The organism is Grimontia sp. AD028, assembly GCF_000973155.1.
GTDB classification, from domain to species: domain Bacteria; phylum Pseudomonadota; class Gammaproteobacteria; order Enterobacterales; family Vibrionaceae; genus Enterovibrio; species Enterovibrio indicus.
This window is the reverse complement of record NZ_LASY01000122.1, coordinates 1-25348: the sequence shown is the minus strand read 5'-3', so window position 1 is coordinate 25348 and position 25348 is coordinate 1. Positions and strand designations below refer to the sequence as shown.

The window sequence follows — 25348 nt, the reverse complement described above, 5'->3', positions numbered from 1 at the left end:
TATGTGCGACCCGGAAAAGTGCTGCGCACCTTGGGTCACGGCACTGGCCGTGCGCAACTAGGCGTCCCCGTTGAGTCCCATCCGCTCCACCACTTCTTAAAGAAACCTAAGACTACGCGTCCCGGACGAAAGGCTGCGTTTTTAGCTATCTGCGATCCAGAATAATTCTGCTCACTTTGGGCCGTCGCGCCAGAGGTAGGTGCCACTTACTGTGTGCGACTATAGATCCTTTAGATCCTTTTTGCAGCCAATCCTCAGCTTCACTTCTTTATAGTTTGAGTCTTCTTTAAATGATGACCATGAATTCGTGATTCAACTGATCAGGTTGCTGTAGATGTTGATTGTCGAAGGACAGGCAGGAAGATGACTCGATACTATTTAAAGCCCTGCTGAACCAGCAGGGCTTTGTCGTTTAAGCACTATTGGTCGCTAGATGCCTTTTTATGCTCATGTGCTTTTGCTGCCTGATAAACAGAGCGCAGGCTATGAGGAGGGTAAAGAATTCGGCAAGAGGAAGCGCAGTAAGGAAGTGCTGGTCTTTAAAGAAAATAACCAAACCGAAGATCAGTGAAACAGGGAGTACCAATCCTCGACTCAACGCGATGGCTGCTGATTGTTTTGGCAGTTGCATTGCGGTGAAGTAAGCGGAAATAAGAACGTTAATTCCGCTTAGCATCAGGCATGGCCATATAATGGCGATGTAACTGAGAGCGTGTGAAGATGCTTTCTCATCCAGATCTGTCAGGAAGAGCTCGGTCACTGTATCGGGCTTTACAAGGCAAAGATAAACCAAGGCACTGCTAATAAACACAATGGTGGTTGCAGCGAGTGCCATGAAACGATTGATACGGTGTAGGTTACCCGCCCCTTTGTTTTGACTGACTAAAATATGGATAGCATCGACCACGCCGTAGAACATCATCATGCTGACGAACAAAATGTAGTTAGCAATTGAAAAACCCGCGACCGCTTCCTGACCGCCATTTTTCATCAATAACCAATGTACGGTGAAGATAACGATACCCACTGAAATTTCATTGATGAATTCCGAAGCGCCATTGATAAGCGCGCTCACAAACTTCCTTATCTCTAATCCTGCTTTAGAGAGTGACAAGGTTCTCGAAGGTTTTGCGAAATAGAAAATAAGCACCGAAAGCTGAAGTACCTGTGCAAAGGTTGTTGCCCACGCAGCCCACTCTATCCCAAGTCCCAGCACTCCCAGGAAAACGTAATCAAGAGTGATGTTGGTCGCTGCGCCTACTATAAGCGCGGCCGTTGCGAGCATTGGGAAACCATCAGCGCGTACAAAGTAATAGAGCACCATGGTGGTCAGCTGGACAATCATGCAGACGGTGAGAACACTGAAATAGCGCTCCATGAGCGGATGAAGTGAAACCGGTGCGCCTAGAAAGTAAAAGAGTTCTGTGCTGAATATTGAGCTGATGATCGCCATCGATGCGCTAAACCCAAATGCGCCTAACATAGACTGCGTGAAGGCTGCATTGGCTTTATCAAGTTCGTCCTTGCCTATATGTTCCCCTGCTTGAACCGTTCCGCCAATTGCAATCATCAAAGACACGGCGAAAACAAACGTGATGTAAGGAATGAGCAGGTTGATGGCCGCTAGCGCGTCTGCACCCAGAAATCTGCCGACAAACATCCCATCAACAATGCTGGCACTGGATATAGCAACGAGACCAATAAATGAAGGAATGGCGAAATAGAAGAAGGTCGGGACTATCGGTGCGTCCAACACACGGTTCTTAGAAGTCATAATCATTGTGTAGAGAGAATAATGGACGGTCATGATGCGTGAAGAGAAAGCCATGTTCATCTGCAGTAAAGGTGATATGGGACTTACCTTATGGCGTGTTGTAACAATGGTAACTTTTAGTGTAATGAGAATTAATATCAATTAGGATCCTTGGCCTTATCAGATTAAACGCCATTCAGGCGCGCTTGGTATAAGGCGAGGGAAACGTGAGTCAGATAGCCAGCAACATCGCAGAGAAAGCATCCTTTCAAGCATTCTTTAACTGTTATCTGAAAGAGGTCGACGCTGGAGATTGGTCTCCCGCTTCACGCTGGCAGATGTCGGTGGGCCGATTGGGGGATGTGGCAAAAGACAAGTGGATTGTCGAGATTTCACTGCCACATTTAGTAGGAAAGCTTGCCGTAAATGTTGAATACCGCTCATTGGTGGGGAATCACCGATTTGGCGAAGTACTGATTCAATTTGATAAGTTCTCTTGGAAAGTGGTCTCAGAGACGCATGCTTTACAACAACTGATTGAAGGGATCTTCCACGCAAAGTCAGCCGCTTTCGAGTGCAAGCAAGAGCTCATGCTGCGTGTGATAGAGAGCCAGCGATTAATGACGCAATACATTGAAGAGCGTCGTGGCGATCCATCGCTCAGCAAGCCAAATTTCATTGATGCCGAGCAATCATTGCTTTTTGGTCATTGGCAGCATCCCACACCGAAAAGCCGCCAAGGGATGCTGGAATATCACCATGCATTCTATGCACCTGAAACTAAAGGGCGCTTTCCCCTTCACTACTTCAGTATTGATCGCGCTCTGATCAAGCAACGGTCTGCGATCCCGTTGACCGCAGAAGAAGTGATCACTGAATCTTTGCCTGCTGCGGCGGATAAACCAGAAACCCATATTGTGGTTCCCATGCATCCTCTTCAAGCGCAGTGGCTTCTTCATCAAAACGATATTCGAGCGTTGATAAAGAAGGGCGATATTAAGGACTTGGGAAGTTATGGCCCTGAGTTTACCGCCACATCTTCTGTGCGCTCTCTCTATCACCCGAATCTGGATTGGATGTACAAATTCTCCCTGCCAGTAAAAATCACCAACTCACTGCGTGTTAACAAACGCCATGAGTTGGATGCTGGTGTGGTCATGGCGACCTTATATCGAAAAACGGGTTTCAGTGAGCGCCATGCTTGCTTCAAGGTCATTACTGATCCCGCATACATCACGGTCGATTTGCCTGGTCAGGAAGAAAGTGGTTTTGAAGTCATCATACGCGAAAATCCTTTCCCAGAAGGCAGGGCTCAAGATGTGGTTACCATCGCGGCATTGACTCAGTCTCCAATGCCAGGTGAAAGCTCAATGCTTTATGACGTTATCAGCAAGCTTGCGAACCGAAATGAAGCAGATTACCTGCGCATTGCCATCAAGTGGTTCGCCAAATACTGGGAATGCGCCATAGAACCAATGATTGCGCTTTATGACGAACATGGCATTGCGCTTGAAGCTCACCAGCAGAACAGTGTGATTGAGATGAAAGAGGGGCTTCCGTCGGTTTATTACTTCCGTGATAACCAAGGCTTCTATCTTTCCAAAGCGTATCGTGGATATCTTGAAACCATGGAACCGGATTCTGTCACCGTAGACTCTCTCTATTTCGATGACGATGTTATCTGCGATCGTTTTGCTTATTACCTGTTCATCAACCACCTGTTCTCCATCATTGGCCGCATGGGAGCAGATGGTCTGGTTGAAGAGCGAATACTTATCAGCTTCGTTCAGCAGAGGCTATATGCGCTGAGAAATACCCTGTCCGGTGCGGGAAAACTGTTTGTCGAAAAGCTGCTGTCAGAATCAGCTATCCCGGTAAAAGCTAACTTGTTAACCCGTGTTCATGATGTCGATGAGCTGCTGGCAGACAACGAACAAGCTATCTACTGCACGATTTCCAACCCGCTTGTGATGACTTGTCTGGAAGAGCCAATGGAGGTGAATTATGCCTCTGCCTAATAGCCAGAACTTGTCAGCGATTGAAAGAGTCATCAAGCAACTGATAGAAGCGATACTGTTTGAAAATTGCGTCGAAGTCTCTGATAAAGAGGGGAAGTTCGCTTGGAAGCTTGGGGAAAGAGAATATCTCATCTCGGGTCAGCGAGGCGTATTTGGTCGCTATCGACTCGATATTCAGTCGTTATGTATCGATGGTGTTCGAGCCAATGTTTCTGCGCATTGGCAGCAGATCATTGAAGATTTGCCTGCAACAGAGAAAACCAAATATGCGCTTGCCGAAGAGTTCTCACAAACAGCTGCTCTTTGCGAATGGAACCGTCGTCATGTCAGTAAGCCTGAATCCCGTCGATACCAAGATTTTGAAACCTTGGAAGGCTCGCTGGATGAAGGACATCCTTACCATCCTTCCTTTAAGGCGCGTACAGGGTTCAGTGCTGCAGATCACGAGGCTTACGGTCCTGAATCTTCCAAGCCTTTTTACCTTTGTTGGCTCGCCGTTAAGCGCACCCACATCAAACAAAATTTACCACAACCCCATGACGCTTTCTGGCTCAAAGAGCTTGGCCGTACACAATGGCTAAGGCTGTCTGGGGCACTGTGTGCACAGGACAAAAGTTGGGATGAATATTCGCTGTTGCCCATGCATCCATGGCAATGGCAACAGTTGAAGCAAGAACAGTTGCTTGAGCCACTTGCGGATCAAACCCTCATATTTCTGGGCTTGGGAGCTGATCAATACACCGCATCGCAATCTGTTCGCACCTTAATGAATGCAAGCTATTCCGATAGAGCCAATATCAAATTGCCTTTGAGTATGGTGAATACCTCATCGAAGCGAACATTGGCACCGCACTCTATTTGTCTGGCGCCTGTGGTTTCTTCTTGGCTTAACCGGATTATTGAAAGTGACTTCGAACTGTCGGCGCTCTCTATTTTGGAAGAGTACGCAGGTGCCCGTTTCCATGTGCCAGGGATGACATCTGAAACGTCTCCGTTGGCTTCAGAAGTTGCGGTTATCTTCCGCGAGAGTATGCAGCCAAAATTGTGTGAGGGTGAGTCAGCGATTCCCTTTAACGCATTAATGATGCTTGAAGACGACGGCTTACCTTTCATTGCTGGCTGGGTAGAAACCTATGGTTTGAATATCTGGTTGAGCCGTTTAATCGATGTCGTGGTGCTACCTGTATGGCATCTATTGGTTAAACACGGCATTGGTATTGAACCTCATGGTCAGAACATGGTGTTGGTTCATCGTGATGGCTGGCCGGAACGGGTTATAGTGCGGGATTTCCATGAAAGCGTGGAATATCACCTGCCATTTTTGGCCAATCCAGAATGGTTACCAGACTTTGCTTCCATTGAACCTTTCCTCGCCGATGCTCCGATCGATGACTACTACGGCATGAGTTCTGTGGAGCTTTTGCGTGAATTGGTGATGGACACCCTCTTTATTTACAGCCTGACAGAGGTCTCTTTCCTCATAGAAAAAAGCTACGGCATGAGCGAACAAAGCTTTTGGAACATGGTAGGCCAAAAGCTCGAAGACTATGCCGATGACCACCCAGAACTTGATAGCCGCTTGCAGCAACTTGGTTACACCGAGGCAAAGGTTCTGACGGAGTCTCTGATGACCCGAAAGTTCACAGGTAGTCAGGCTGAGTGTCACCACATGGTGCCTAATCCATTTCATAAATATTCTCAAAAATAGGGACGTTATGATTTACGTAAATGATGACTTTTTCGGTCATGAATTCTTTGAGCGCAGTAACGAAGCATTCCGCTCACACCCTGAACTTGGCAGCTGCGCAGGGAAGCGCTTTGCTGTATGCACAGAAGATCCAGCTTATCTGCTGGCGGTGTGTTTGTACCTGAAAGCCAATGGCGGCTCTTTTTACCCTATTTTCGCACCGACGCCCCGTCTTGCTGCCAAACGATTAGCAACACGTGCTCAGTGCCACGTCCTGCTATTTGAACAAGGGCAACCTGCGATGTCGCTTCAGCAGGAAGGTGATGATGACGTGGCTGTGCTGGTGCAAACCAGTTCCGGTACCACCGGTGAACCAAAGGTGATCACCCGAAGCTGGTCTTCAATCGACGAAGAAGTAGAAAGCTACGTCGCGAAGTTCAAAAAGCCGAACAAGATGACTCCACTGATCGCCTGCCCGATCACCCATTCCTATGGCTTGATTGCTGGCGTATTTGTGGCACTGAAGCGCGGTCAATCACCAGTCATCATTAACAACATTAACCCGAAATTCCTGCTGAAAAAGCTGATGACGACGCCGGATCATTTGCTGTATTCGTCCCCAGCTTTGATTCACTCAGTGGTGCAGCTTTACCCGAAAGGCCAACAACTGAATGCCGTGATGACCTCGGGCACTGTGTTACCCAAAGCCTGGTTTGAGGCGTTGCGTGAAAAAGCCAAGCATGTCTTCCAGCAATATGGATGCTCAGAAGCTGGCTGTATTGCCATTAACTCCGATACCAAAGCGGCGAATCACATCGGTACCCCGCTTGGACATCTCAAGGTCAATGCCGGTATCGACACATCAAGACCGGGAGAGATCGTGGTGCAAAAAGGGGATGACATCATCTTCACCAAAGATCTTGGCTATTTCGATGAGCAGGGTCAGTTGATCTTCGTTTCCCGTGCCGACGACATGATTAATGTCTCTGGCCTGAATGTGTACCCACAGGACGTTGAGAACGTGGTACTTGAGATCGCAGAGATCTCCGAAGCCGTGGTCTTCAAACGTTCGGATCCGCTATCAGGCGAACGGGTCTGTCTGCAGTTTGTTGCAAGCGATGCACTTGAGCCAAGCCGGATCCGAAAATGGTGTTCGACACGGTTGGCATCCTACCAACTGCCCGTCGATATCGAGCAATGCACCGTGATTGAAAAGATGGCCAACGGAAAGATCAACCGTAACGTGCTGTCTCAAAGCAAAATTTCCATTCCAGCGATAGGTTAAGGAGCGCCCATGGAACGCGAACAATTGATTGCATCCATTCGCCAGGTATTGAGCGACAACATGCAAAATGCCCACATGGAAAAATTCAGTGAGAGTGCAAGGCTGAATGAAGACCTTTATCTGGATTCGGTGCTGATCCTTCAGCTAATCCTGCACCTTGAGCTGGATCTGGGATTGACCGTGCCGGAGGAAAATATTACCGCGGCAGACTATGCGACGGTTTCCAGTCTGGCGGACTTCCTGTGTCGCATTGAACGTAATGAGCCTGCCCCAAAAGCGCAGGAGGAAGAATTTGAAGACGTCAAAGTACATTGCTTTGTCAGTTGCGTCTGTGAGTCTTTAAAGCGAAAAGGCATTGATCACCGTCCGTTTTACTTCGGCGTTTGGGATGCGACCTTCACCATCAGTGAGAACTACCAGCTTCAATACCACTCCGACGAGATAAACCATGGCAGTTTCCTTGAATGGTACCACCGCCTGTATGGTGTGGCGCTTGCTCCTTGGTATGACGAAGGCAAAACCAAACAAGAAAACATTGAAGAAATGCAGCGTCTATTGGCAACCAAAGCAGAAACCTCACACCTGATGGTGATGCTGGATATGTATCAATTGCCTGAGCGTGAGAATAAGTTCAACCAGAACCCATTTCCACACTATGTGATGCTTGAGAACACCCATGATCCGAAAAACCTCTTTATGTCCGATCCGGATTTCCGTTGGGAAGGTGAGCTCGAAAGCGCGCGTATCTTCAATGCGATTTCCCAACCGAGTGTGGCAGGCGGCTATCTGCTCGACGAAACCGGTTTAAAACATGCAGATGACCGCGATGTTCAAGCTTACTTTGAGGCGTGCTTTATTGCTGACGGTAACCCGCTGACGAGTGCCATTCGACGCATTCTGGACGCTCATGTCCGCGGTTATGCAGGGGTAAAACTCACGGACCTATCATTGGCATTGCGTGAAATTCGGGTGATCGCGGTGCGTAAGTATGCCTACGAGCACGGCTTTGCTTTCTTCTGGCGCGCGCTAGGTCTGCCCGATGATGATTTTGAGATCTGGTGTGATGTCATTGAAGAGCTCATCCAAACCTATAGTCGGATCCAATACCAAATCATGAAGCTGGCAGAAACTGGCGATCTGGATCTGCAGGTCGAGATCTACGCCTTGCTGAATAAGCAGGATCGTACGGAGTTTCGCATCAAAAAACGCCTCAACGAAGTCTATCGTGATTGGTGCGAACTGAACGATTTACCGCTTGAAGCGGCAGTAGAGGTTGCCTGATATGCAGCTTTCAATCTGTACCATTTCATTCCGACACCAGCTTGTTTCAATGGACAATCTGGCGGAGTGGGCTTGTTGCCACGGGTTTCAGGGTATTGAGCTTTGGGGAGCTCATGCCCTGAGCCTGGAGGCACAGCCGCAATATGATGCCAAGTGGCTTAACGACATGGGACTATCGATTTCCATGTTGAGTGACTATTTGCCCATTGCGGGTGATAAGCGCAATGCCTGGCAAAAATGCCGTCATATCTGTCGATTGGCAAAACAGTGGGATACCAAGAAGGTACGCACTTTTGCCGGTCACCAAGCGAGTAGCGAAGTGGGAGCAATAGCGCGCAAAGAAATGACTCAGCGCCTGAGAGGGATCTGTGAGTACGCCGCCGATCAGGGTTTGGATGTGTTGGTAGAAACCCATCCCGGTACGTTGGCCGACACCTCATCATCAATCGTGCAGTTGATTGAAGAAGTTGATCATCCAGCACTGAAGCTGAATTACGACACCTTGCACGTGTGGGAGTCCGGCGAGGATCCAGCTCAATTTCATAAGCAGGTAGAAGAGCACGTTGGTCATTATCACCTCAAGAATGTGCTGTCGCGGGAGCTGCTAACCGTTTTCGCTCCGGAAAACGTCTACTCGCCAGCAGGGAGTCGATACGGCATGGTGCCGTTGTTGGAAGGGGCAATGGACTACCAACAGTTTTTGCCACAGGTACTCGGTAAGCCTGCAGCGACTGCTTCATTGGAATGGTTTGGACATAATGTGAAACAGACATTATTGGATGACAAAGCGGCATTGGATGAGATGAAACTGAGCTTACTGAGAGAGAACTCATCAAGAATTGTTGGCTGCCCAGATTATTTAACCTGATTATGTGATCTCGGTCTCCCTAAAGCAGGTTCGTGCTTTAACTTTAAATAATGATATTGATAATCGAAATCATTATCGTTTATGAGTTAGTAACCTTTAGGTAACGGAATGTCCCTACACAGTGCACCATCGGCAGGGCAAATCCTGATTGTTGACAGAAACCGAACGTATTGCGAAAAGCTGATACATCGTTTCAATGAGAAAGGCTTTGCCATCAGGCGTTGTGTTTCTGATTCACAGGCTTCAGACATCTATCGATCCACCAATCTCGATCTCGTCATCTTTGCTGCCGACCTGCCTGAAATGGAAGGTTTTCGTTTGCTGAAACGCTACCGGGAGGAGGCCGCAACGCCGATTCTGATGCTGGATGATACATACAATCACCATGATTGCATGAACTGCTTTTTGTTTGGCGCTGATGACTATATAACGAGGCAGCAGCCTCTGGATGAAATCGTTTGGCGTGCTGCTGCCGTGCTAAGGCGAAGCGCTCAGATTCCTACCAAGGAGAACAAAACCCAATTGGTGGTGGACGAGTTGGTACTGGACAGAAAATATCAGACTGTTTTCTATGATGGAGAGGAAGTCTCTGTCACACCCATTCAGTTCAAATTGCTCTGGACATTGGTGTTCCAGCAGCATCAGGTGTTATCCAAAGACTTTCTCTACAGGCAGGTATTGGCGAGGGACTTCCAAAAGTACGATCGCAGTCTTGATATGCATTTGAGCAGAGTGCGTAAGAAGCTGGTGGGGGTCGGCATGGCGGCTGAGCGATTACAGACCGCCCATGGAAAAGGATATTGCTTCTCTTAAATAGCGCCATCTGGCGCTATTTTTATATATATCAATAAATTAGTTTTATTAGGCTGACTTTGTAACAGTTGTAAAAGGCGTTTACAGCACAACGTATCAATGAATAATAATGCGAATCATTATCATTGTAGTTGCAGGACGTTGTAATGTTTCAAGGAAGCTCTTTTAAAATCTCTCCACTCAGTGCCGCTGTTATCGCCGCTCTGTTTTCTCAATCTGCTATCGCAAATACCACTGAAGATCATGAAACTGTAGTGGTAACTGGCAATCCACTCGCTGCCACAGAAGTGTTTATTGATGCCAAGCAGTTGGAAGAACGCCAGGCGAATGACATCAATGACATTTTCAGAAGTGATGCCGAGGTATCAATCGGTGGTGGTTCTGGTGTGTCACAGAAGATTTATGTTCGTGGTCTTGAAGATACCATGTTGAATGTCACCATCGATGGTGCGGTTCAATCCGGGAATATTTACCACCATCAGGGACGCATTTCTATTGAACCGGATCTGCTTAAGCAGGTTGAAGTTTCCGCCGGTGCTGGTCGCGCTACCGACGGTGCAGGCGCACTGGGTGGTGCTATCCGTTTTGAAACCAAAGATGCCGAAGATTTGTTGCAGCCAGGTCAGCGCTTTGGGGCGTCAGCTAAGGCAGGTTATTACTCCAATACCGAAGGCTACAAAGGGACACTCAGCGCATATGGTCTGTTGTCTGATAATGTTAGTGCGCTTGCTACCCTGTCTTATCAGGATTTGGACAACTTTGTTGACGGTGATGGCAATGAACAGCCTTACACGGGAGCAGAAAATTCAGTAGGTTATCTGAAATTGGTTGGAAACCTGACCGATGCTCAAAAACTGACGTTCAGCTATGACAACCGTCAGGATGAAGCACACCGCTACCACCGTCCCCAGTGGGAACCGAGCAAGAAAAATGCGCCGATTAACCAGGAAATGGAGCGTGAGACCATTACGGGCAAGTATCAGCTGAATCCTTCAGATGTTGCCTGGTTGGATCTGTCACTCACGGCTTACAACACTGAAACCTCACTCAAACATATCGATGGCCCTTGGGGTGACTATCTGGGTGAGGCAAAATCTGTAGGTGCTGATCTCCGCAATACTTCATCGTTCGGTGCCCATGCGTTGATTTATGGCGTGGATTATCGCAGAGACAAAGGTTGGCTCGGTAGTCCGACATACGGCTCGGATGAAGATAAGGGCGATGTAACCGGTGTTTATTTGCAAGGTGACTTTGCCTTGACCGAAGCTCTGCTGTTCAGCGCTGGTGGCCGCTATGACAGCTACTCATTGACTGAGTCGAATGCACACAGCTTTAGTCATGATGGTTTTAGCCCGAACGTGAGCCTTAACTACGCCATAATCGATGGCTTAAGTGTTTTCGCTGGCTATGCGGAAGCATTCCGTGGCGCTCAGGTACGTGAAATTTTCCGTCTGGATGGTGCTAAAAGTGCCGCTGACCGAAAAGCAGAGCGGGCAAAGAACTCGGAAGTGGGCGTGAGCTGGCTGACGGGTAACCTGAGTCTTTCTGCAACAGCTTACGTCAGTGAAGTGAAGGATATTGTTGGCAAAGAAGGCAAAGAGCTGACCAATATTGGTGACTTAGAAAGCAAGGGCTTTACAGCACGCGCTGGTTACTACTGGGAAAGCATCTCAACCAGCCTGAGCTACAACCAGTCCCGTCCAGAATTGGATGGTGTTCCATTGAGTGACGATACCAAAGGAATTGGTACATCAATCGGCGATACCTGGATAGCAGAAGTAAATTATCAGGTAACCGATGCTATCGCAGTAGGCTACACAGGTCGACTCGTTGAACGACTGACCCACGCAGCAGAAGGTTATGAAGAGAAAGATGGTTATGCACTGCATGATATTTACGGGCAGTGGAATCCGATTTCCAACGAAGAACTAACCCTGTCACTGGCGGTGAAGAACCTGTTTGATGAGTCCTACCGTGACCACGCAAGTTATGGCGAAGTGAATGCCATTGCCAAAGGAACGATGGACCCGGGACGAGATATCCGATTCAATGTGGCTTACGCTTTTTAATGCAGCAGGAGAGGCTTAGGCCTCTCCTTTTTGATCTTCACGACAGATTTTTCTTCTTCAAGTAACCTTCCATAAACTTCGTAAGTCCCGACTGCTAAGCTTCAATAGATACCTTCAGTGGCGATGACACCATGAAAAAAGACCTTCTGATGATTCTGTTTATCTTCATGTTTCTGCTTGGATTCTGGATGGCGATGTCGCCAGCAGAAGCCAACCCTTGGGAAGAGGTGCAGGAGCCGTATCTTGGTGTTGAGCAGTCGATTGGTAGTTACGCCAATGGCTGCCTGAGTGGTGGTGAAGCCTTGCCGTTGAAAGGGGAAGGGTATCAGGTGATTCGTCCTTCAAGGAACCGTTATTACGGCCACCCGAACATGGTTGCTTATCTTTCTAAGCTGGCAAAGAAAACCAAAAGGTTCGGCTTGGACGACTTGATGATTGCGGATATTTCCATGCCGCGCGGTGGTAATTTCACCAAAGGACATTCCAGCCACCAGACGGGATTAGACGCCGATATCTGGCTGAGTTTTGCGCCGGAATCGCTAACCAAAGATTCCCTGGAAAGCCCAACGGCTGTCAGCTTGGTGGATTTGCAGAATTATGCACTGAAACGTGATAACTGGATGAAAGAGCATGCCATCCTGTTTCAAGTGGCGGCATCTGAACCAGAGGTAGCGCGTATCTTTGTCCACCCTGTGATTAAAGAGACCTTGTGTGAAATGGCATGGGAAGACAGAAACTGGCTACGCAAAGTTCGCCCTTGGTGGGGACATCACTATCACATGCATGTCAGGCTTCAATGTCCGGAAGGAAGCTTAAACTGTATTTCCCAGAATGCACCGCCAGCGGGCGATGGGTGTGGTGCGGAGTTGATCAGTTGGCGCCCGAAACCTGTCGATGAGACAAAATCAGTAGTGACCACCTCTAAGAAAAAGCGGGTGAAGATAAAACCGGGTCAGTGTGAGGTGGTATTAACCCAGTAACTCCCCCTGTCCCTATACAACCAATGCCCAGATACAAGAAAAGCGCCGAAAGGCGCTTTTCTTCATTAACCCAGTAATGTTTAAACCAAACCCTGGAGTTTGACGAATTTTTCCAGTAACTCATCATTGGTTTCCTGATGTTCAGGATCAATGATGATGCAGTTGGTGATAGGGCATACCGACTGACAGGTTGGCTTTTCATAGTGACCCACGCATTCCGTGCATTTGTCCGGATCAATTTCGTAGATCTCTGCGCCGAATGTAATCGCTTCATTCGGACATTCAGGATCACACATATCGCAGTTAATGCACTTTTCGGTGATCAGCAGTGCCATCGATTACGCACTCACCGCTTGTGGAGCATTTGGGTTACGGGTGTTTGCACCGTCGGTCAGGTTACGCATCAGCAGTGCAAATTCCAGATCCATATCTTCCGGCACTGGAATGTAAACGAAGTGACCATTACCTTTCGCATCGTCAATCGTTTCACCTTTGCGGTTTTCCATCGCGTCCAGTTTGAAGACCACATTGCCTTTCGGCGTCATCAGCTCCAGTGAATCACCAGTGATGAATTTGTTCTTCACTTCCACTTCCGCCATGCCTTCGCGGCGCTTACCGGTGAATTCGCCCACAAACTGCTGGCTGTCAGACACTGAGTAGCCGTAGTCGTAGTTTTGGTATTCGCTGTGGGTGTGACGGCGCAGGAAGCCTTCGGTGTAACCACGGTGAGCCAAGCTTTCCAGCGTGGTCATCAGGGTTTCATCGAACGGTTTGCCTGCAACGGCATCATCAATCGCTTTACGATAAACCTGTGCGGTACGTGCACAGTAGTAGAAAGACTTGGTACGGCCTTCAATCTTCAGCGAGTGAACGCCCATCTTAGTCAGACGATCAACGTGCTGAATCGCACGCAGATCTTTCGAGTTCATGATGTAAGTGCCGTGCTCATCTTCAAACGCCGCCATTTTTTCGTCTGGGCGATGTGCTTCGCTTAAGAGAACCACTTCATCAGTAGGCTTGCCGAGACCAATGGTGTTGTCTGGACGTTCTTCAGCTTCTTGGATTTGAACCGATGCTGCAGGCTGGATCTCAACGATTTGGCCTGTTTCGTCTTCCGTTGCTTTCTCTGTTTTGTATTCCCAGCGGCATGCGTTGGTGCAGGTGCCTTGGTTCGGGTCACGTTTGTTGATGTAGCCAGACAGCAGGCAACGGCCAGAGTAAGCCATGCAAAGTGCACCGTGAACAAAGATTTCCAGCTCCATTTCAGGCACTTCTTTGCGGATTTCTTCGATTTCTTCCAGCGAAAGTTCGCGCGACAGAATCACACGCTCAACGCCTTGGGTTTGCCAGAACTTAACCGTCGCCCAGTTCACCGCGTTCGCCTGTACAGACAGGTGAATAGCCATCTCTGGGAATGCTTCACGTACCATCATGATCAGACCTGGGTCAGACATGATCAGTGCGTCAGGGCCCATATCAACCACTGGCTTCAGGTCACGGATAAAGGTTTTCAGCTTTGAGTTGTGCGGCTGGATGTTACATACCACGTAGAACTTCTTGCCAAGCGCATGCGCTTCATCGATACCGATTTGCAGGTTCTCGTGGTTGAACTCATTGTTACGCACTCGAAGGCTGTAACGAGGTTGGCCGGCATATACCGCGTCAGCGCCATAGGCAAAGGCGTAGCGCATGTTTTTCAAGCTACCGGCTGGGGACAAAAGTTCTGGTACAAACATAGTCATTGCTTCTACTAATTCTGAGTATAAGTCAGGCCGCATCAAAAAGTGGTGCGGGGAAGCGGGCGATTTTACTGTGATCTTGTTAACATAGCCAGTTCCGATCGGGAAACCATTTGCAGAAAAGGTTGTCTTTTGGATGATTCAGGTCGACATTCATTTTTAGTGAATGATTTGACACAAGTTTGAAAAGGTATGTACGTTGTAAGGATATTCTCGGCTTTTTTAAAGCGAAAGAACCTGCAACATTGAGATGTGGACTGATGTACGAAAAGAAAACCAAGAGATTTAGCATGCTGTCTAAATCGATGCTTGGCCTGATGGGCTTGTCGCTCGTGACGGTAGCAGTATCCTTTAATACGCTACAACAAGAGCCGATCCGGATTGTCCCTCTCAATCTGCCAGAATCTGTCGTCCCTTCTTTTATTCAGAAAGAAGAACCGTTAAAGACGGAAAGTGCCGTCGACCTTCCTGCTTACGAATATACGATTCAGACGGGCGACAGTCTGAGCGAAATCTTCATGAAGCTCGGCATTCCGTATAGTGACCTGTTAAAGCTGATGGAAGCTGACCTTAACCACCTTCGCATCGATACCCTGCAACCCAATGACATCCTGCGGTTTTGGGTTGACTCTGATGGAAAACATCTGCAAAAACTAGAGCTTGAGTTCAATATCGCCTCGAAAGTGCAATATGTACAACTTGATGATGGCAGCTATGAATTCAACGAAGTGTCGATTCCGGGGACTTGGGTTGAAACTGTCACTGTTGGCGATATTGAAGGCAGTTTCTCGGTCTCTGCGCGTCGTGCGGGCCTGAGCTACAACGATGTGGAAGTGATTACCAATCTGCTCAAGGACAAGATGAACTTCTCTCGCGATCTTCGCGCCGGAGATAAGTTTGAAGTCGTTCGTGCTGAGCAATTTGTGGATGGGCAGGCGAGTGGAGCGCGTGAAATTAAAGCGATCCGTATTGAACGTCGTGGCCGACCGATCACGGCTTACTTGCACACTGATGGTAACTACTACGACAAAGACGGCCAGAGTCTGCAACGTGCCTTCCAGCGTTATCCGACTAATCGTAAAGAGCGCATCAGCTCGCACTTTAACCCACGTCGTAAACACCCGGTTACTGGCCGTGTTTCGCCGCACAACGGGACTGACTTCGCGGTGAGAACAGGTACGCCTGTGGTTTCTACCGGTGATGGTGTGGTAGTGATGGTGCGTAATCACCCCTATGCGGGTAAATACGTGGTTATCGACCACGGCAACCAGTACAAAACCCGTTACTTGCACAACAGCAAGATTCTGGTGCGTAAGGGTCAGCGTGTGACCCGCGGTCAACGTATTGCGCTGTCTGGTCGAAGTGGCCGTGTTACTGGCCCGCATATTCACTACGAGTTGTTGATTCGTGGCCGCGCAGTGAACCCGATGACGGCGAAGATTCCAATGGCGACGTCTGTCGCGCGTGCTGAAATGACGGACTTTAAGAAATCTGTCGCGGCTTACGATAAGAAAATGCTGAAAGCACAGTTCAAGTAAGCACGAACCAAAGGAATAAAAAAAACGGGGCTCTAAGCCCCGTTTTCTGTTTTTGGCAAAGCGCAGAAGAGGATTACTCGCCTTTGTCGACACCGCCAAGTTCTTCATAAAGATTTGGCAGGAAAGCACCCAGCTCACCGCACATCAGCGACAGGTCTGCATCCAAGCGCTGCGCCACATCTTCACGGTCGATATCTGCGTTCTGGTCGCGAAGCTCTTCCGAGAACTTGATGCGTTTGATGGACATGTCATCACACAGCATCAGCTCAATGCGGTCTTGCCAGTTCATCGCCAGCTTAGTCACTAACTTTTCTGCTTCGATGTGAGCCAGAATTTCATCGCTCGATAGATCCTGCTGCTTACAACGGATCACGCCACCTTGTTCCAGAATGGCTTTCAGCTCAGCTTCTTCACCGATTTCGAAACCTTTTGGTGCGTTGCCAGAGCGAACCCACTCTGTCATTGCCAGCTCAACCGGCTTGTTAGTTTCAACAGGTACCACTGGCAGGCTGCCAAGGGATTTACGCAGCAGCGCCAGAATGTCTTCTGCTTTCTTAGAACTACCTGCATCAACCAGCACCAGACCCGCTTTTGGCATAATCAGCGCGTAGGTTTGGCTCATACGGCTGAATGCACGTGGTAGCAAATCCATCACGATGTCATCTTTGATGCTGTCTTTTTCTTTTTTCTTCAGCGGACGGCCCTGTTCTTTTTCCATTGCGTCCACTTTGGCGGTCAGTGAATCTTTGATCACCGAGGCTGGCAGCATTTTCTCTTCTTTACGGGCACAGATAAGAATGTTGCCATCGCTGACGTGCGTCATCATGTCGCCGTGTTTACCCAGCGCGGTGGTCCAGCCGAACTTTTGCATGTCCTGACTGCCACAGGGCGTGAAGCGGAATTCAGACAGTTGTTTTTCAATATGCTCCGGGTCGAGGTCGATGTCTCGGGTCAGGCGGTAGGTGAAAATATTCTTGAACCAAATCATGGCGAGGCTTTATCCATCCGGTAATGACAAAGGCCACATGGTATTGCATCAGGCAGAGAATGTCGCTTCAAATACGGTACAATCAGGCACTGAGCACAAGAACAGGCGCACACCTTTCAATGAAAATACTCCACACTTCAGACTGGCATTTAGGGCAAAACTTTTTCACCAAAAGCCGCAAGCAGGAACACCAGGCTTTTCTGGACTGGCTCTTACAGGAAATAGATAAAAATCAGATTGATGCCGTCATCGTGGCCGGAGATGTTTTCGACACAGGTTCGCCGCCAAGTTACGCCCGTGAAATGTATAACCAGTTTGTGGTTTCCATCAGTCAGCGCAACTGTGCGTTAGTGGTACTGGGCGGTAACCATGACTCGGTTTCCACGCTCAGAGAATCCAAATCCCTGCTGGCTTGCCTGCATACCCATGTGGTGGCAAACACCAGCGAGTATCTGCAAGACCAACTCATTACCCTGAAAAACCACGATGGCGAAATTGGTGCGATTGTGTGCGCGGTGCCTTTTGTACGCCCCCGCGATGTGTTGACCAGTCAAGCTGGAGAATCCGGCACGGAAAAGCGCCAGGCGCTGGGTGATGCCATTAAATCCCACTACCACGAGTTGTATCAGGCAGCAGTGAAGCTGCGCGATGATAACGGCTGGCAAGTGCCAATTATCGCGACGGGCCACTTAACCGCGCTTGGCGTGAGCCCATCTAAATCCGTGCGTGATATCTACATCGGTACGCTCGATGGCTTTGCGGCAGATGGCTTTCCGCCTGCCGACTACATTGCCCTAGGGCATATCCATCGCCCTCAGATTGTCGCCAAGTCTGAACATATCCGATACAGCGGCTCTCCGATCCCTTTGAGCTTTGATGAACTCAAATTCAACAAACAGGTAGTGCTGGTGGAATTCGACGGTGACCAGCGCGTGCGTATCGAGCCGATCAGCGTCCCGAGCTTTCAGCCTATGGGTGTCCTAAAAGGGTCACTGGAAGAGATAGAAGTACAGCTTTCAGAGTATTTGGAACATGATGATCCAAAAGCTGTCTGGCTGCACATTGAGGTCTCTGTGCAGGACTATCTATCTGATTTACAACAACGTATTCAGCTGATGACTGAAGGGCTCAATGTAGAGGTGTTACAGCTTCAGCGCACCCGTGGGCCAAAAGCTCAGGCGCTGACACAAGAGGCGAAAGAAACCCTGTCTGAGCTGACACCGAATGATGTTTTCCAAAGGCGACTTGCCCTAGAGGTGTTTGAAGGGGAGGACGAACTTGCGCGTAAAGAGAGGATTCAAACCCAGTTCACCCAAATTGTGGCGGAAGTTGAGCATGCGGAGGGTGAAGAATGAAAATCCTGAGCCTTCGCTTTAAAAACCTGAACTCGCTGAAAGGCGAATGGAAGATTGATTTCTCTCAAACACCATTTTCGGACAATGGCCTGTTCGCCATTACCGGCGCAACGGGCGCGGGTAAAACCACACTGCTTGATGCGATTTGTCTGGCGCTTTATCACCAGACCCCGCGATTGGGGCTGATCTCCACTTCCAGCAATGAAATCATGACCCGTGGCACGGCGGAGTGTTCTGCCGAAGTAGAATTCGAAGTAAAAGGCCACCCGTACCGCGCGTTTTGGAGCATGCGCCGCTCCCGTGGAAAAGCGGACGGTAATTTACAGCAAGCGGATGTGGAGCTGGTGGACGCGAAAACCGACAAGGTGCTCGCCACTCAGGTGAAACAGAAAAATGATTTGGTCGAGCGTATTACTGGTCTCGATTTTGCCCGCTTTACCAAATCTATGATGCTTTCCCAAGGTGAGTTTGCCGCTTTCCTGAATGCCAAAGAAAACGAGCGCGCGGAGCTTTTGGAAGAATTGACCGGAACGGAAATTTATGGCCGGATTTCTGAAAAAGTACATGAGCATTTTTCCGCAGCAAAGCAGGCTTTGAGCCAGAAAGAGGCCGAAGCGAAAGGCGTGCAGTTGCTGAGTAGCGAGGAGCTTGAAGCCCTCGAAAAAGAACAGGAAGAAACAGAAGCCTTGCTCAAGAGTGAGCGCGAAAAACAGACCGAGCTCACGGCGCACCTGACATGGTGGAAAGAGCACCAAAAAAGCCATCAAGAGAAAAATCAGGCCGAAGCACAGCTACAAACTGCAGAAGAAAACTGGAAGGCAGCCAAACCACAACTGGATAAACTCACCAACAGTGAGCCAGCGGAAAAGCTGCGTATGCCTTATGAGCGTTGGCAGTCATCGTTGAAAAGCGTGGAATCAACGACCGCTTTGCTGGCTATCAAACAGGAAGCATTGAAAGCTAACACAGAAAAGAGCGCGCAGGCTGACGAAGGGTTAGTGAAAGCTTCAGAAGCGCTCACACTGGCGAAAACCCAGCAAAGCGAGCTGGAAGTGCTTATCAGTGAGAAAGTCTTGCCGCTCGACACCGACATCAAACACCAATCTCTGCGGCTGCAGGAGTTTTTGCAGCAACAGATGGGCCTGAAAACCAAGCAGGCTGATCTGTCTTCATCACAGGAAAAAACCACAGAGAACCTTGAGACCAAAAAGCAGGCTCTGGAAGCCGTTTCCACCTACCTGACCACCCATCAGTTTGCGGGCCAGCTTAAACAACACCTTGGTCAATGGGCGCAGATGGGCCAGCAGATCGCACAAGAACAAAATGCGATTGGCAAACTGACGCAATACGAAAGTGAGCTTAATGCCCAATTGCAGACGGAGATCGCGAAAGCGGAAAATGCCGAGAAAGAAAAACAGGCGGCACTAAGCCAAAGCGAACAAGCCAAACAAGCATGGGAAGCACAGCAAGAAGCGTTTAAGCAAGCAACCTCAAATGGTGATGTTGACGCTCTGGATAAACAGCGCGAGCAGCTAAATGCGCAACTTTCCACTTACTTCCAGTTAGGCCAATGGCAGCAGCAATGGCTGGAACTGGAAATAGAGAGCGCGGAAAAGCGCCAAACGCTAGCGGAACAGACTCAGCAAACCAAAGGCTTAGAGCTTGAAGTCACTTCGCTTCGACGGCAATACAAAGACAAGATGCAACTGATTGAAGCACTGTCAAAGCTGGTCAGTCAGGAAGAACACCTTGCGCAATATCGTGCGGCATTGCAGCCACATGAAGCCTGCCCGCTTTGCGGCTCCACCGAGCATCCTGCCTTGTCTGGAGCTGTCCTCAATGTCTCTGAAACCCTGCAGCAAAAGTCAGCGGCAGAGGTGGCGTTAGAAGAGCTGGGGCACACTGGCAAAGAAACCAGTATGAAGCTTGAGGCGGCGAAGCGTTACATCGAAGAGCTGGATAAGCATCTCCTGCGTTGTCAGCAGCAACAAATGGCGCTTAGCGAGCAGTGGGCCCAGGCAGCATTGCCTCTCAACTTTGCCCTGACTATCGATCAGCGCGACGCCTTTGTTGCATTCAACGAGCAGCAAACCCAGCAACGTGACGCACTGACCCAAACCTTGAATGCACTCAAAGCGCAAGAGAAAACCCTGCAGCAGGCAAAGCTGCATTGGGATGAAGCCACCCGTGCATTGGATGGCATCGAGAAACACTACTCCATTCTGTCGGTGACCATCGAAAGCAAAAAACAGGAAGGGCAGAAACTGGCTGCTGATAGGCGCCAGAAGCTTGATTACCTCGAGACCCTCGAAAGCGTGCTGAGCCAGCAAATCGCAGACAGCGGTTACCAAGCTCCTGAACATGATGAGCTTCAAGTCTGGTTGGCGTCGAGAAAGCAAGACGCCGAAAAATGGGAGCAAAACCAGCAGCAAAAAGAAGTCTTGGCCAAAGAGGTGGCATTGCTTGAGGCTGAACTTTCAAATTGCATGAAAGAGAGCCAGACACTGGCTGAGCAGCTGGGCGCGCTTCAGTCTGAGATTGATTCGCTGACCGGCAAGCTTGAAGCTGCGAAAGCAAAACGCACTGAGCTCTTTGGTGACAAGCTGGTGGAACAGGAAAAGCGCCGCGCTGCAGTTCAGACGGAACAAGGGGAAGCTTCCCATCAAGCAGCACAAGCCTTTGCGCAGCAATGTCTGGGCGATCTGCGCGCGATTCAGGCAGAAGTGGCAAGCCAAACTCAGTCGCTGGCATCGCTGAATGCCGAGGCACAGAGTTATGCATCCCAATGGGAAGAAAGCCTTGGAGCTTCGCCTTTTGATTCTCTGGAAATGTTCCAAGCTGCGTTGCTTCCGGAGGAAGAAAAACAGCAGTTACTTGCCGATAAACGCGCACTGGAAAATACTCTTGAGGGTGCCAAGGTGCTGCTGGAGAAAGCGTGTCAGCATGTGGTTGAAGTGCTAGCCCATGACCAGGCAGAAGTGTGGCAGCAAACCCCGCATGATGAGGTGGAGTCTGCGCTAGCGGCAAAATCAGAGGCCGTGGAAACGCTTGTACGCCGAAGTGGTGAGCTGAGCCATGCTTTGGCGTCTGATCATCAAAGACGAGAAAACCAACAGGCGCTGTTTGCCGAGATAGAACGCCTGCGTGCGGAATACGATGATATACAGTATCTGCATTCACTGATTGGCTCACAAAAAGGCGATAAATTCCGTAAGTTTGCGCAGGGTCTGACGCTGGATAATCTGGTGTATCTGGCGAATAAACAACTCGACCGAATCCATGGACGTTACCAACTGAACCGCAAGCAGGGTGAAGGGTTGGAACTCAGCGTGCTGGATACCTGGCAGGGTGATATTGAGCGTGATACTAAAACCCTGTCGGGCGGTGAGAGTTTCCTTGTCAGCTTGGCATTGGCTTTGGCGTTATCGGATCTCGTCAGTCACAAGACCAGCATCGACTCACTGTTCCTCGATGAAGGCTTTGGCACACTGGATAGTGAAACCTTGGATGTGGCGCTGGATGCACTGGATAACCTGAATGCATCCGGCAAGATGATCGGGGTGATCAGTCACATTGAAGCGATGAAAGAACGCATTCCTACCCAGCTTCATGTTTCGAAAAAAACAGGCTTGGGTGTTAGTGAGCTGGATAACAAATTCCGCGTTTCTTGATAAAAGAGAAGCAGTTAGCCCGAAGCGAAGGCTGATGCTGTGTCCAGTAGGTTAGGCGGGTGAAAAACAGTCAGTAAATATCTGGATTAAAAGGCAGTATCTGGTTGTCTACCGCGCCAAACCTCGCGAAAGGTCACAAAAATGTCATAATATAATCACATAATGGCGTCCAAGAAATACAAATAAACCACTCTAACTGGGTATGGAAAAATGGTAAGACGGATACTTGTTGTCGAAGATGAAGCACCCATTCGCGAAATGCTGTGTTTCGTGCTGGAACAAAAAGGTTATCAGGCCGTAGAAGCAGAAGATTATGACAGTGCTCTGGAAAAAATCTGCGAGCCTTACCCTGAACTGATCCTGATGGACTGGATGCTGCCTGGCGGCTCGGGGATCAACCTGATCAAACATCTCAAGCGTGATGAACTGACCCGCCAAATCCCAGTTGTGATGCTCACAGCGCGTGGCGAGGAAGAAGATAAAGTACGCGGCCTCGAAGTCGGCGCGGATGATTACATCACCAAGCCTTTCTCACCAAAAGAGCTGATGGCGCGCCTGAAAGCCGTGATGCGCCGAGTATCACCAACGTCGCTGGATGACGTGATTGATGTGCATGGTCTGAAGCTTGATCCTGTATCACACCGCGTCACTTCAAATGAAAAGCCGCTGGAAATGGGTCCAACCGAGTTTAAGATGTTGCACTTTTTTATGACCCACCAAGAGCGTGTTTATAGTCGTGAGCAACTTCTTAATAACGTTTGGGGCACTAACGTTTATGTTGAAGATCGCACCGTTGACGTGCATATTCGTCGACTAAGAAAAGCGCTGGAAGAAGACGGTCACGACAAGTTGGTACAAACGGTTCGTGGCGCAGGCTACCGTTTCTCAACGCGCACCTGATAACGCATTATTGTCATAGGTCATCCGAAGGCCACCGGGTGGCATCTTGGAGACATTGATGGTCGAAAGACTTACATGGAAAAAGCTGGCTCTTGAGCTGGCTTTTTTTTATCTACCCTGGTTTCTCATAGGCTGGTTCTTTGGCGGTCTGCCTTGGCTGTTGCTATTGGCAACGGTTTTGGTGTTGCTGTGGAACTTCTACCACCAACTCAAACTCTCTGATTGGCTGTGGAAAGAACGCAGCCTGACACCACCAACCGGCTCAGGAAGCTGGACGCCGCTGTTTAACGGTATCTACCGCCTGCAAAAGCGTAACCGTCGTCGTCGTAAAGAGCTTGCTAACCTTATCCGCCGTTTCCGCAATGGTGCAGAATCTCTGCCCGATGCGGTCGTAGTGTTTGAGCACGACGGCTCGATTGTTTGGTGTAACAAGCTGGCGCAGGAGCTACTGGGCTTCCGTATGCCTGACGATGCCGGTCAGTACATTGCCAACCTGATCCGTACGCCGGAGTTTATTGAGTATCTCAGTCGTGCTGAATTGGGTGAACCGTTTGAAATGCGCTCTACCCTGCACGCATCGAAAACCCTCGAATTTCGTACCATGCCTTATGCAGAAGGCGAGTACCTGATGGTAGTGCGTGACATTACCCAGCTTAAACAGCTCGAAGGTATGCGCCGCAACTTTTTCGCCAACGTTTCCCATGAACTTCGTACGCCAATGACGGTGCTGCGTGGTTATCTGGAAATGTCTGAAGATCCAGAAATGCTGGTGGGGCCAATGTGGGGTAAAGCTCATGGAGTGATGACCGAGCAGTTGACCCGAATGGAAGGTTTGGTGGAACAGCTTCTGACTCTGTCGAAAATTGAGGCGAGTGTGAAGATCGCGCTGGATCAGAAAGTCGATGTGCCAGCAATGCTTGATGTGTTGGAAAAAGAAGCGCAGACACTCAGTGGCGATCAGGCGCATGACTTTGAGTTTGAAATCGACCATTCGCTTAAAGTGTTGGGTGATGAAGATCAGCTTCGCAGCGCCATTTCTAACCTGGTGTATAACGCGGTGAAACACACGCCAGCCAGCGCTAAAATTAAAGTCCGATGGTTTAAGTCCCGCAAAGGGCCAAGGCTGGAAGTGATTGATAGTGGTGAAGGTATTGCGCCTCAACATATCGATAGACTGACCGAGCGCTTTTATCGCGTCGATAAAGCGCGATCACGTGAAACGGGCGGCAGTGGTCTTGGCTTGGCCATTGTGAAACATGCGCTGAATCATCACGAGTCCGAGCTTGAAATCAAAAGTAAGGTTGGACAGGGTAGTACGTTCTCGTTCACCCTTCCGGAGCGTCTGGCATGTTAAAACGGGCTTTGACCCTGATTGGACTTCTATTAGTGGCAGCACCTGCTGCCGCTGACGATCACCTCCCTCTATATCACCGTGTAGATAATATCTCCGGTAACCTGTCGACTGTTGGCTCAGACACTCTGGCTAATTTGGTTACTCAATGGGGCGTGCTTTTCAAAAAGTATTACCCAAGCGTCAATGTGCAAATCCAGACGTCGGGCTCTTCTACTGCGGTGCCAGCGTTGATTGAAGCAACGGCGCAGTTTGGCACCATGAGCCGGGAAATGCGCCCGCGTGAAATTGAATTGTTTGAACGAAAGTATGGCTATCCGCCAACGGCGATTAAAGTCGCGATTGATGCGATGGCGATATTTGTTCATCAAGACAACCCGCTTGATGTACTGAACATGACGCAGGTTGATGCCTTGTTTTCCAAAACGCTGCGTTGTGGTTCCAACGAGCGGATTGATAAATGGGGGCAGCTCGGTCTTCCGGGAAGCTGGAAAAAGCGAAATATTCAGCTGTTTGGCCGCAACTCGGTGTCAGGCACTTATGGATTTTTCAAAGATCAGGCGCTTTGCGATGGCGATTTTCGCCCGGATGTGAATGAGCAACCGGGCTCTGCTTCTGTGGTGCAATCGGTAAGCTCATCACTCAACGCGGTTGGATATGCTGGGGTGGGCTATCGCACAGCGGGGGCGAAGATGCTGCCACTGGATGTCGAGGGCGAGCAGGTTTATGCCACCGTCGATAATGTCATCTCCGGTGTTTATCCGCTCTCACGTTACCTGTTTGTTTACGTGAACAAGGTACCGGATAAGCCTTTACCGAGAATGGAAGCGGAATTCGTTAAGCTTATTCTTTCCCGTCAGGGACAGGCTTTGGTGGGAGCAGAAGGCTTTGTGCCGCTACCGGATGAATTGATTGAACAGCAGCTAATCCTGCTCGGACTAGAAAAATAAAAAACGGTGCTTCGGCACCGTTTTTTATTGTTGTTGGTTAGGGTGTTTTATACCAATCACAGTAGGTGGCTGATCAGAAATAGCGCAGGAAAAATGCTCGAG

Annotated in this window: 18 protein-coding genes; 14 read left to right on the top strand and 4 right to left on the bottom strand. The window is 49.3% G+C overall.

The genetic code is table 11. The features are described from left to right. Positions 1–412 precede the first annotated feature (412 nt). Positions 413–1828: an MATE family efflux transporter gene (locus tag RN22_RS21035; RefSeq protein ID WP_231590946.1), complete on the bottom strand. Its 1416-nt coding sequence runs from the start codon at positions 1826–1828 to the stop codon at positions 413–415. Positions 1829–1980: 152 nt separating this feature from the next. Here RN22_RS21035 and RN22_RS21030 point away from each other — a divergent pair, with 152 nt between their 5' ends. From RN22_RS21030 to mepA, 8 genes are all read left to right on the top strand, one after another. Continuing rightward, complete coding sequence (locus tag RN22_RS21030) at positions 1981–3771, top strand: IucA/IucC family siderophore biosynthesis protein (RefSeq protein ID WP_046307430.1); 1791 nt, start codon at positions 1981–1983, stop codon at positions 3769–3771. After that, a complete protein-coding gene (locus tag RN22_RS21025; protein ID WP_046307427.1) occupies positions 3758–5479 on the top strand; it encodes an IucA/IucC family siderophore biosynthesis protein in 1722 nt (573 codons plus the stop codon). The genes RN22_RS21030 and RN22_RS21025 overlap by 14 nt, the downstream gene beginning before the upstream one ends. A gap of 7 nt (positions 5480–5486) precedes the next feature. Further along, the gene (locus RN22_RS21020; protein WP_046307426.1) at positions 5487–6743 is read left to right on the top strand and encodes an AMP-binding protein; all 1257 of its coding nucleotides are present in this window, start codon (positions 5487–5489) and stop codon (positions 6741–6743) included. A 9-nt stretch (positions 6744–6752) separates the two neighbouring features. Beyond that, positions 6753–8024, top strand: a complete 1272-nt coding sequence (locus RN22_RS21015) for a DUF6005 family protein (RefSeq protein WP_046307424.1) — start codon at positions 6753–6755, stop codon at positions 8022–8024. Position 8025: 1 nt separating this feature from the next. Beyond that, on the top strand, positions 8026–8892 hold the full coding sequence (locus RN22_RS21010; protein ID WP_046307422.1) for a sugar phosphate isomerase/epimerase: 867 nt from the start codon (positions 8026–8028) through the stop codon (positions 8890–8892). Positions 8893–9000: 108 nt separating this feature from the next. Beyond that, positions 9001–9705 (top strand): response regulator transcription factor, encoded by a 705-nt coding sequence (locus RN22_RS21005; RefSeq protein ID WP_046307420.1) that lies wholly within the window; start codon positions 9001–9003, stop codon positions 9703–9705. Positions 9706–9851: 146 nt separating this feature from the next. Further along, a complete protein-coding gene (locus tag RN22_RS21000) occupies positions 9852–11774 on the top strand; it encodes a TonB-dependent receptor domain-containing protein (RefSeq protein WP_046307418.1) in 1923 nt (640 codons plus the stop codon). A 131-nt stretch (positions 11775–11905) separates the two neighbouring features. After that, positions 11906–12754, top strand: a complete 849-nt coding sequence (gene mepA / locus RN22_RS20995; RefSeq protein WP_082111453.1) for a penicillin-insensitive murein endopeptidase — start codon at positions 11906–11908, stop codon at positions 12752–12754. Positions 12755–12834: 80 nt separating this feature from the next. On the opposite strand, the gene RN22_RS20990 is transcribed toward mepA, so the two are convergent. Both RN22_RS20990 and yegQ read right to left on the bottom strand, forming a co-directional pair. Beyond that, positions 12835–13089, bottom strand: a complete 255-nt coding sequence (locus RN22_RS20990) for a YfhL family 4Fe-4S dicluster ferredoxin (RefSeq protein ID WP_046307415.1) — start codon at positions 13087–13089, stop codon at positions 12835–12837. 3 nt (positions 13090–13092) lie between these two features. Beyond that, entirely contained in the window at positions 13093–14490 is a 1398-nt protein-coding gene (yegQ, locus tag RN22_RS20985) for a tRNA 5-hydroxyuridine modification protein YegQ (protein WP_002535657.1), read from the bottom strand. A gap of 263 nt (positions 14491–14753) precedes the next feature. Here yegQ and RN22_RS20980 point away from each other — a divergent pair, with 263 nt between their 5' ends. After that, the gene (locus RN22_RS20980; RefSeq protein ID WP_046307413.1) at positions 14754–16031 is read left to right on the top strand and encodes a peptidoglycan DD-metalloendopeptidase family protein; all 1278 of its coding nucleotides are present in this window, start codon (positions 14754–14756) and stop codon (positions 16029–16031) included. Between the two features lie 73 nt (positions 16032–16104). Here RN22_RS20980 and rdgC read toward each other — a convergent pair whose 3' ends face one another. After that, entirely contained in the window at positions 16105–17016 is a 912-nt protein-coding gene (gene rdgC, locus RN22_RS20975; RefSeq protein ID WP_197076329.1) for a recombination-associated protein RdgC, read from the bottom strand. A 122-nt stretch (positions 17017–17138) separates the two neighbouring features. Between rdgC and sbcD the strand changes: the two genes are divergently transcribed. From sbcD to RN22_RS20950, 5 genes are all read left to right on the top strand, one after another. After that, complete coding sequence (sbcD, locus tag RN22_RS20970) at positions 17139–18374, top strand: exonuclease subunit SbcD (protein ID WP_046307409.1); 1236 nt, start codon at positions 17139–17141, stop codon at positions 18372–18374. Next, positions 18371–22045 carry an AAA family ATPase gene (locus RN22_RS20965; RefSeq protein ID WP_046307407.1) on the top strand — a complete coding sequence of 1225 codons (3675 nt, stop codon included), beginning with the start codon at positions 18371–18373 and terminating at the stop codon, positions 22043–22045. The genes sbcD and RN22_RS20965 overlap by 4 nt, the downstream gene beginning before the upstream one ends. Positions 22046–22255: 210 nt before the next feature. Next, a complete protein-coding gene (gene phoB / locus RN22_RS20960) occupies positions 22256–22945 on the top strand; it encodes a phosphate regulon transcriptional regulator PhoB (protein WP_002535663.1) in 690 nt (229 codons plus the stop codon). A 58-nt stretch (positions 22946–23003) separates the two neighbouring features. After that, positions 23004–24299 carry a phosphate regulon sensor histidine kinase PhoR gene (gene phoR, locus RN22_RS20955; protein ID WP_002535665.1) on the top strand — a complete coding sequence of 432 codons (1296 nt, stop codon included), beginning with the start codon at positions 23004–23006 and terminating at the stop codon, positions 24297–24299. Next, complete coding sequence (locus RN22_RS20950; protein ID WP_046307406.1) at positions 24293–25246, top strand: PstS family phosphate ABC transporter substrate-binding protein; 954 nt, start codon at positions 24293–24295, stop codon at positions 25244–25246. The genes phoR and RN22_RS20950 overlap by 7 nt, the downstream gene beginning before the upstream one ends. The last annotated feature ends 102 nt before the right edge of the window (positions 25247–25348 follow it).

Bases quoted from the DNA above. Each gene is read 5' to 3' on its own strand.
- RN22_RS21035 (WP_231590946.1), bottom strand. From the start codon at position 1,828: ATGGCTTTCTCTTCACGCATCATGACCGTCCATTATTCTCTCTACACA.
- RN22_RS21025 (WP_046307427.1), top strand. From the start codon at position 3,758: ATGCCTCTGCCTAATAGCCAGAACTTGTCAGCGATTGAAAGAGTCATC.
- RN22_RS21020 (WP_046307426.1), top strand. From the start codon at position 5,487: ATGATTTACGTAAATGATGACTTTTTCGGTCATGAATTCTTTGAGCGC.
- RN22_RS21015 (WP_046307424.1), top strand. From the start codon at position 6,753: ATGGAACGCGAACAATTGATTGCATCCATTCGCCAGGTATTGAGCGAC.
- RN22_RS21010 (WP_046307422.1), top strand. From the start codon at position 8,026: ATGCAGCTTTCAATCTGTACCATTTCATTCCGACACCAGCTTGTTTCA.
- RN22_RS21005 (WP_046307420.1), top strand. From the start codon at position 9,001: ATGTCCCTACACAGTGCACCATCGGCAGGGCAAATCCTGATTGTTGAC.
- RN22_RS21000 (WP_046307418.1), top strand. From the start codon at position 9,852: ATGTTTCAAGGAAGCTCTTTTAAAATCTCTCCACTCAGTGCCGCTGTT.
- mepA (WP_082111453.1), top strand. From the start codon at position 11,906: ATGAAAAAAGACCTTCTGATGATTCTGTTTATCTTCATGTTTCTGCTT.
- RN22_RS20990 (WP_046307415.1), bottom strand. From the start codon at position 13,089: ATGGCACTGCTGATCACCGAAAAGTGCATTAACTGCGATATGTGTGAT.
- yegQ (WP_002535657.1), bottom strand. From the start codon at position 14,490: ATGTTTGTACCAGAACTTTTGTCCCCAGCCGGTAGCTTGAAAAACATG.
- RN22_RS20980 (WP_046307413.1), top strand. From the start codon at position 14,754: ATGTACGAAAAGAAAACCAAGAGATTTAGCATGCTGTCTAAATCGATG.
- sbcD (WP_046307409.1), top strand. From the start codon at position 17,139: ATGAAAATACTCCACACTTCAGACTGGCATTTAGGGCAAAACTTTTTC.
- RN22_RS20965 (WP_046307407.1), top strand. From the start codon at position 18,371: ATGAAAATCCTGAGCCTTCGCTTTAAAAACCTGAACTCGCTGAAAGGC.
- phoB (WP_002535663.1), top strand. From the start codon at position 22,256: ATGGTAAGACGGATACTTGTTGTCGAAGATGAAGCACCCATTCGCGAA.
- phoR (WP_002535665.1), top strand. From the start codon at position 23,004: ATGGTCGAAAGACTTACATGGAAAAAGCTGGCTCTTGAGCTGGCTTTT.
- RN22_RS20950 (WP_046307406.1), top strand. From the start codon at position 24,293: ATGTTAAAACGGGCTTTGACCCTGATTGGACTTCTATTAGTGGCAGCA.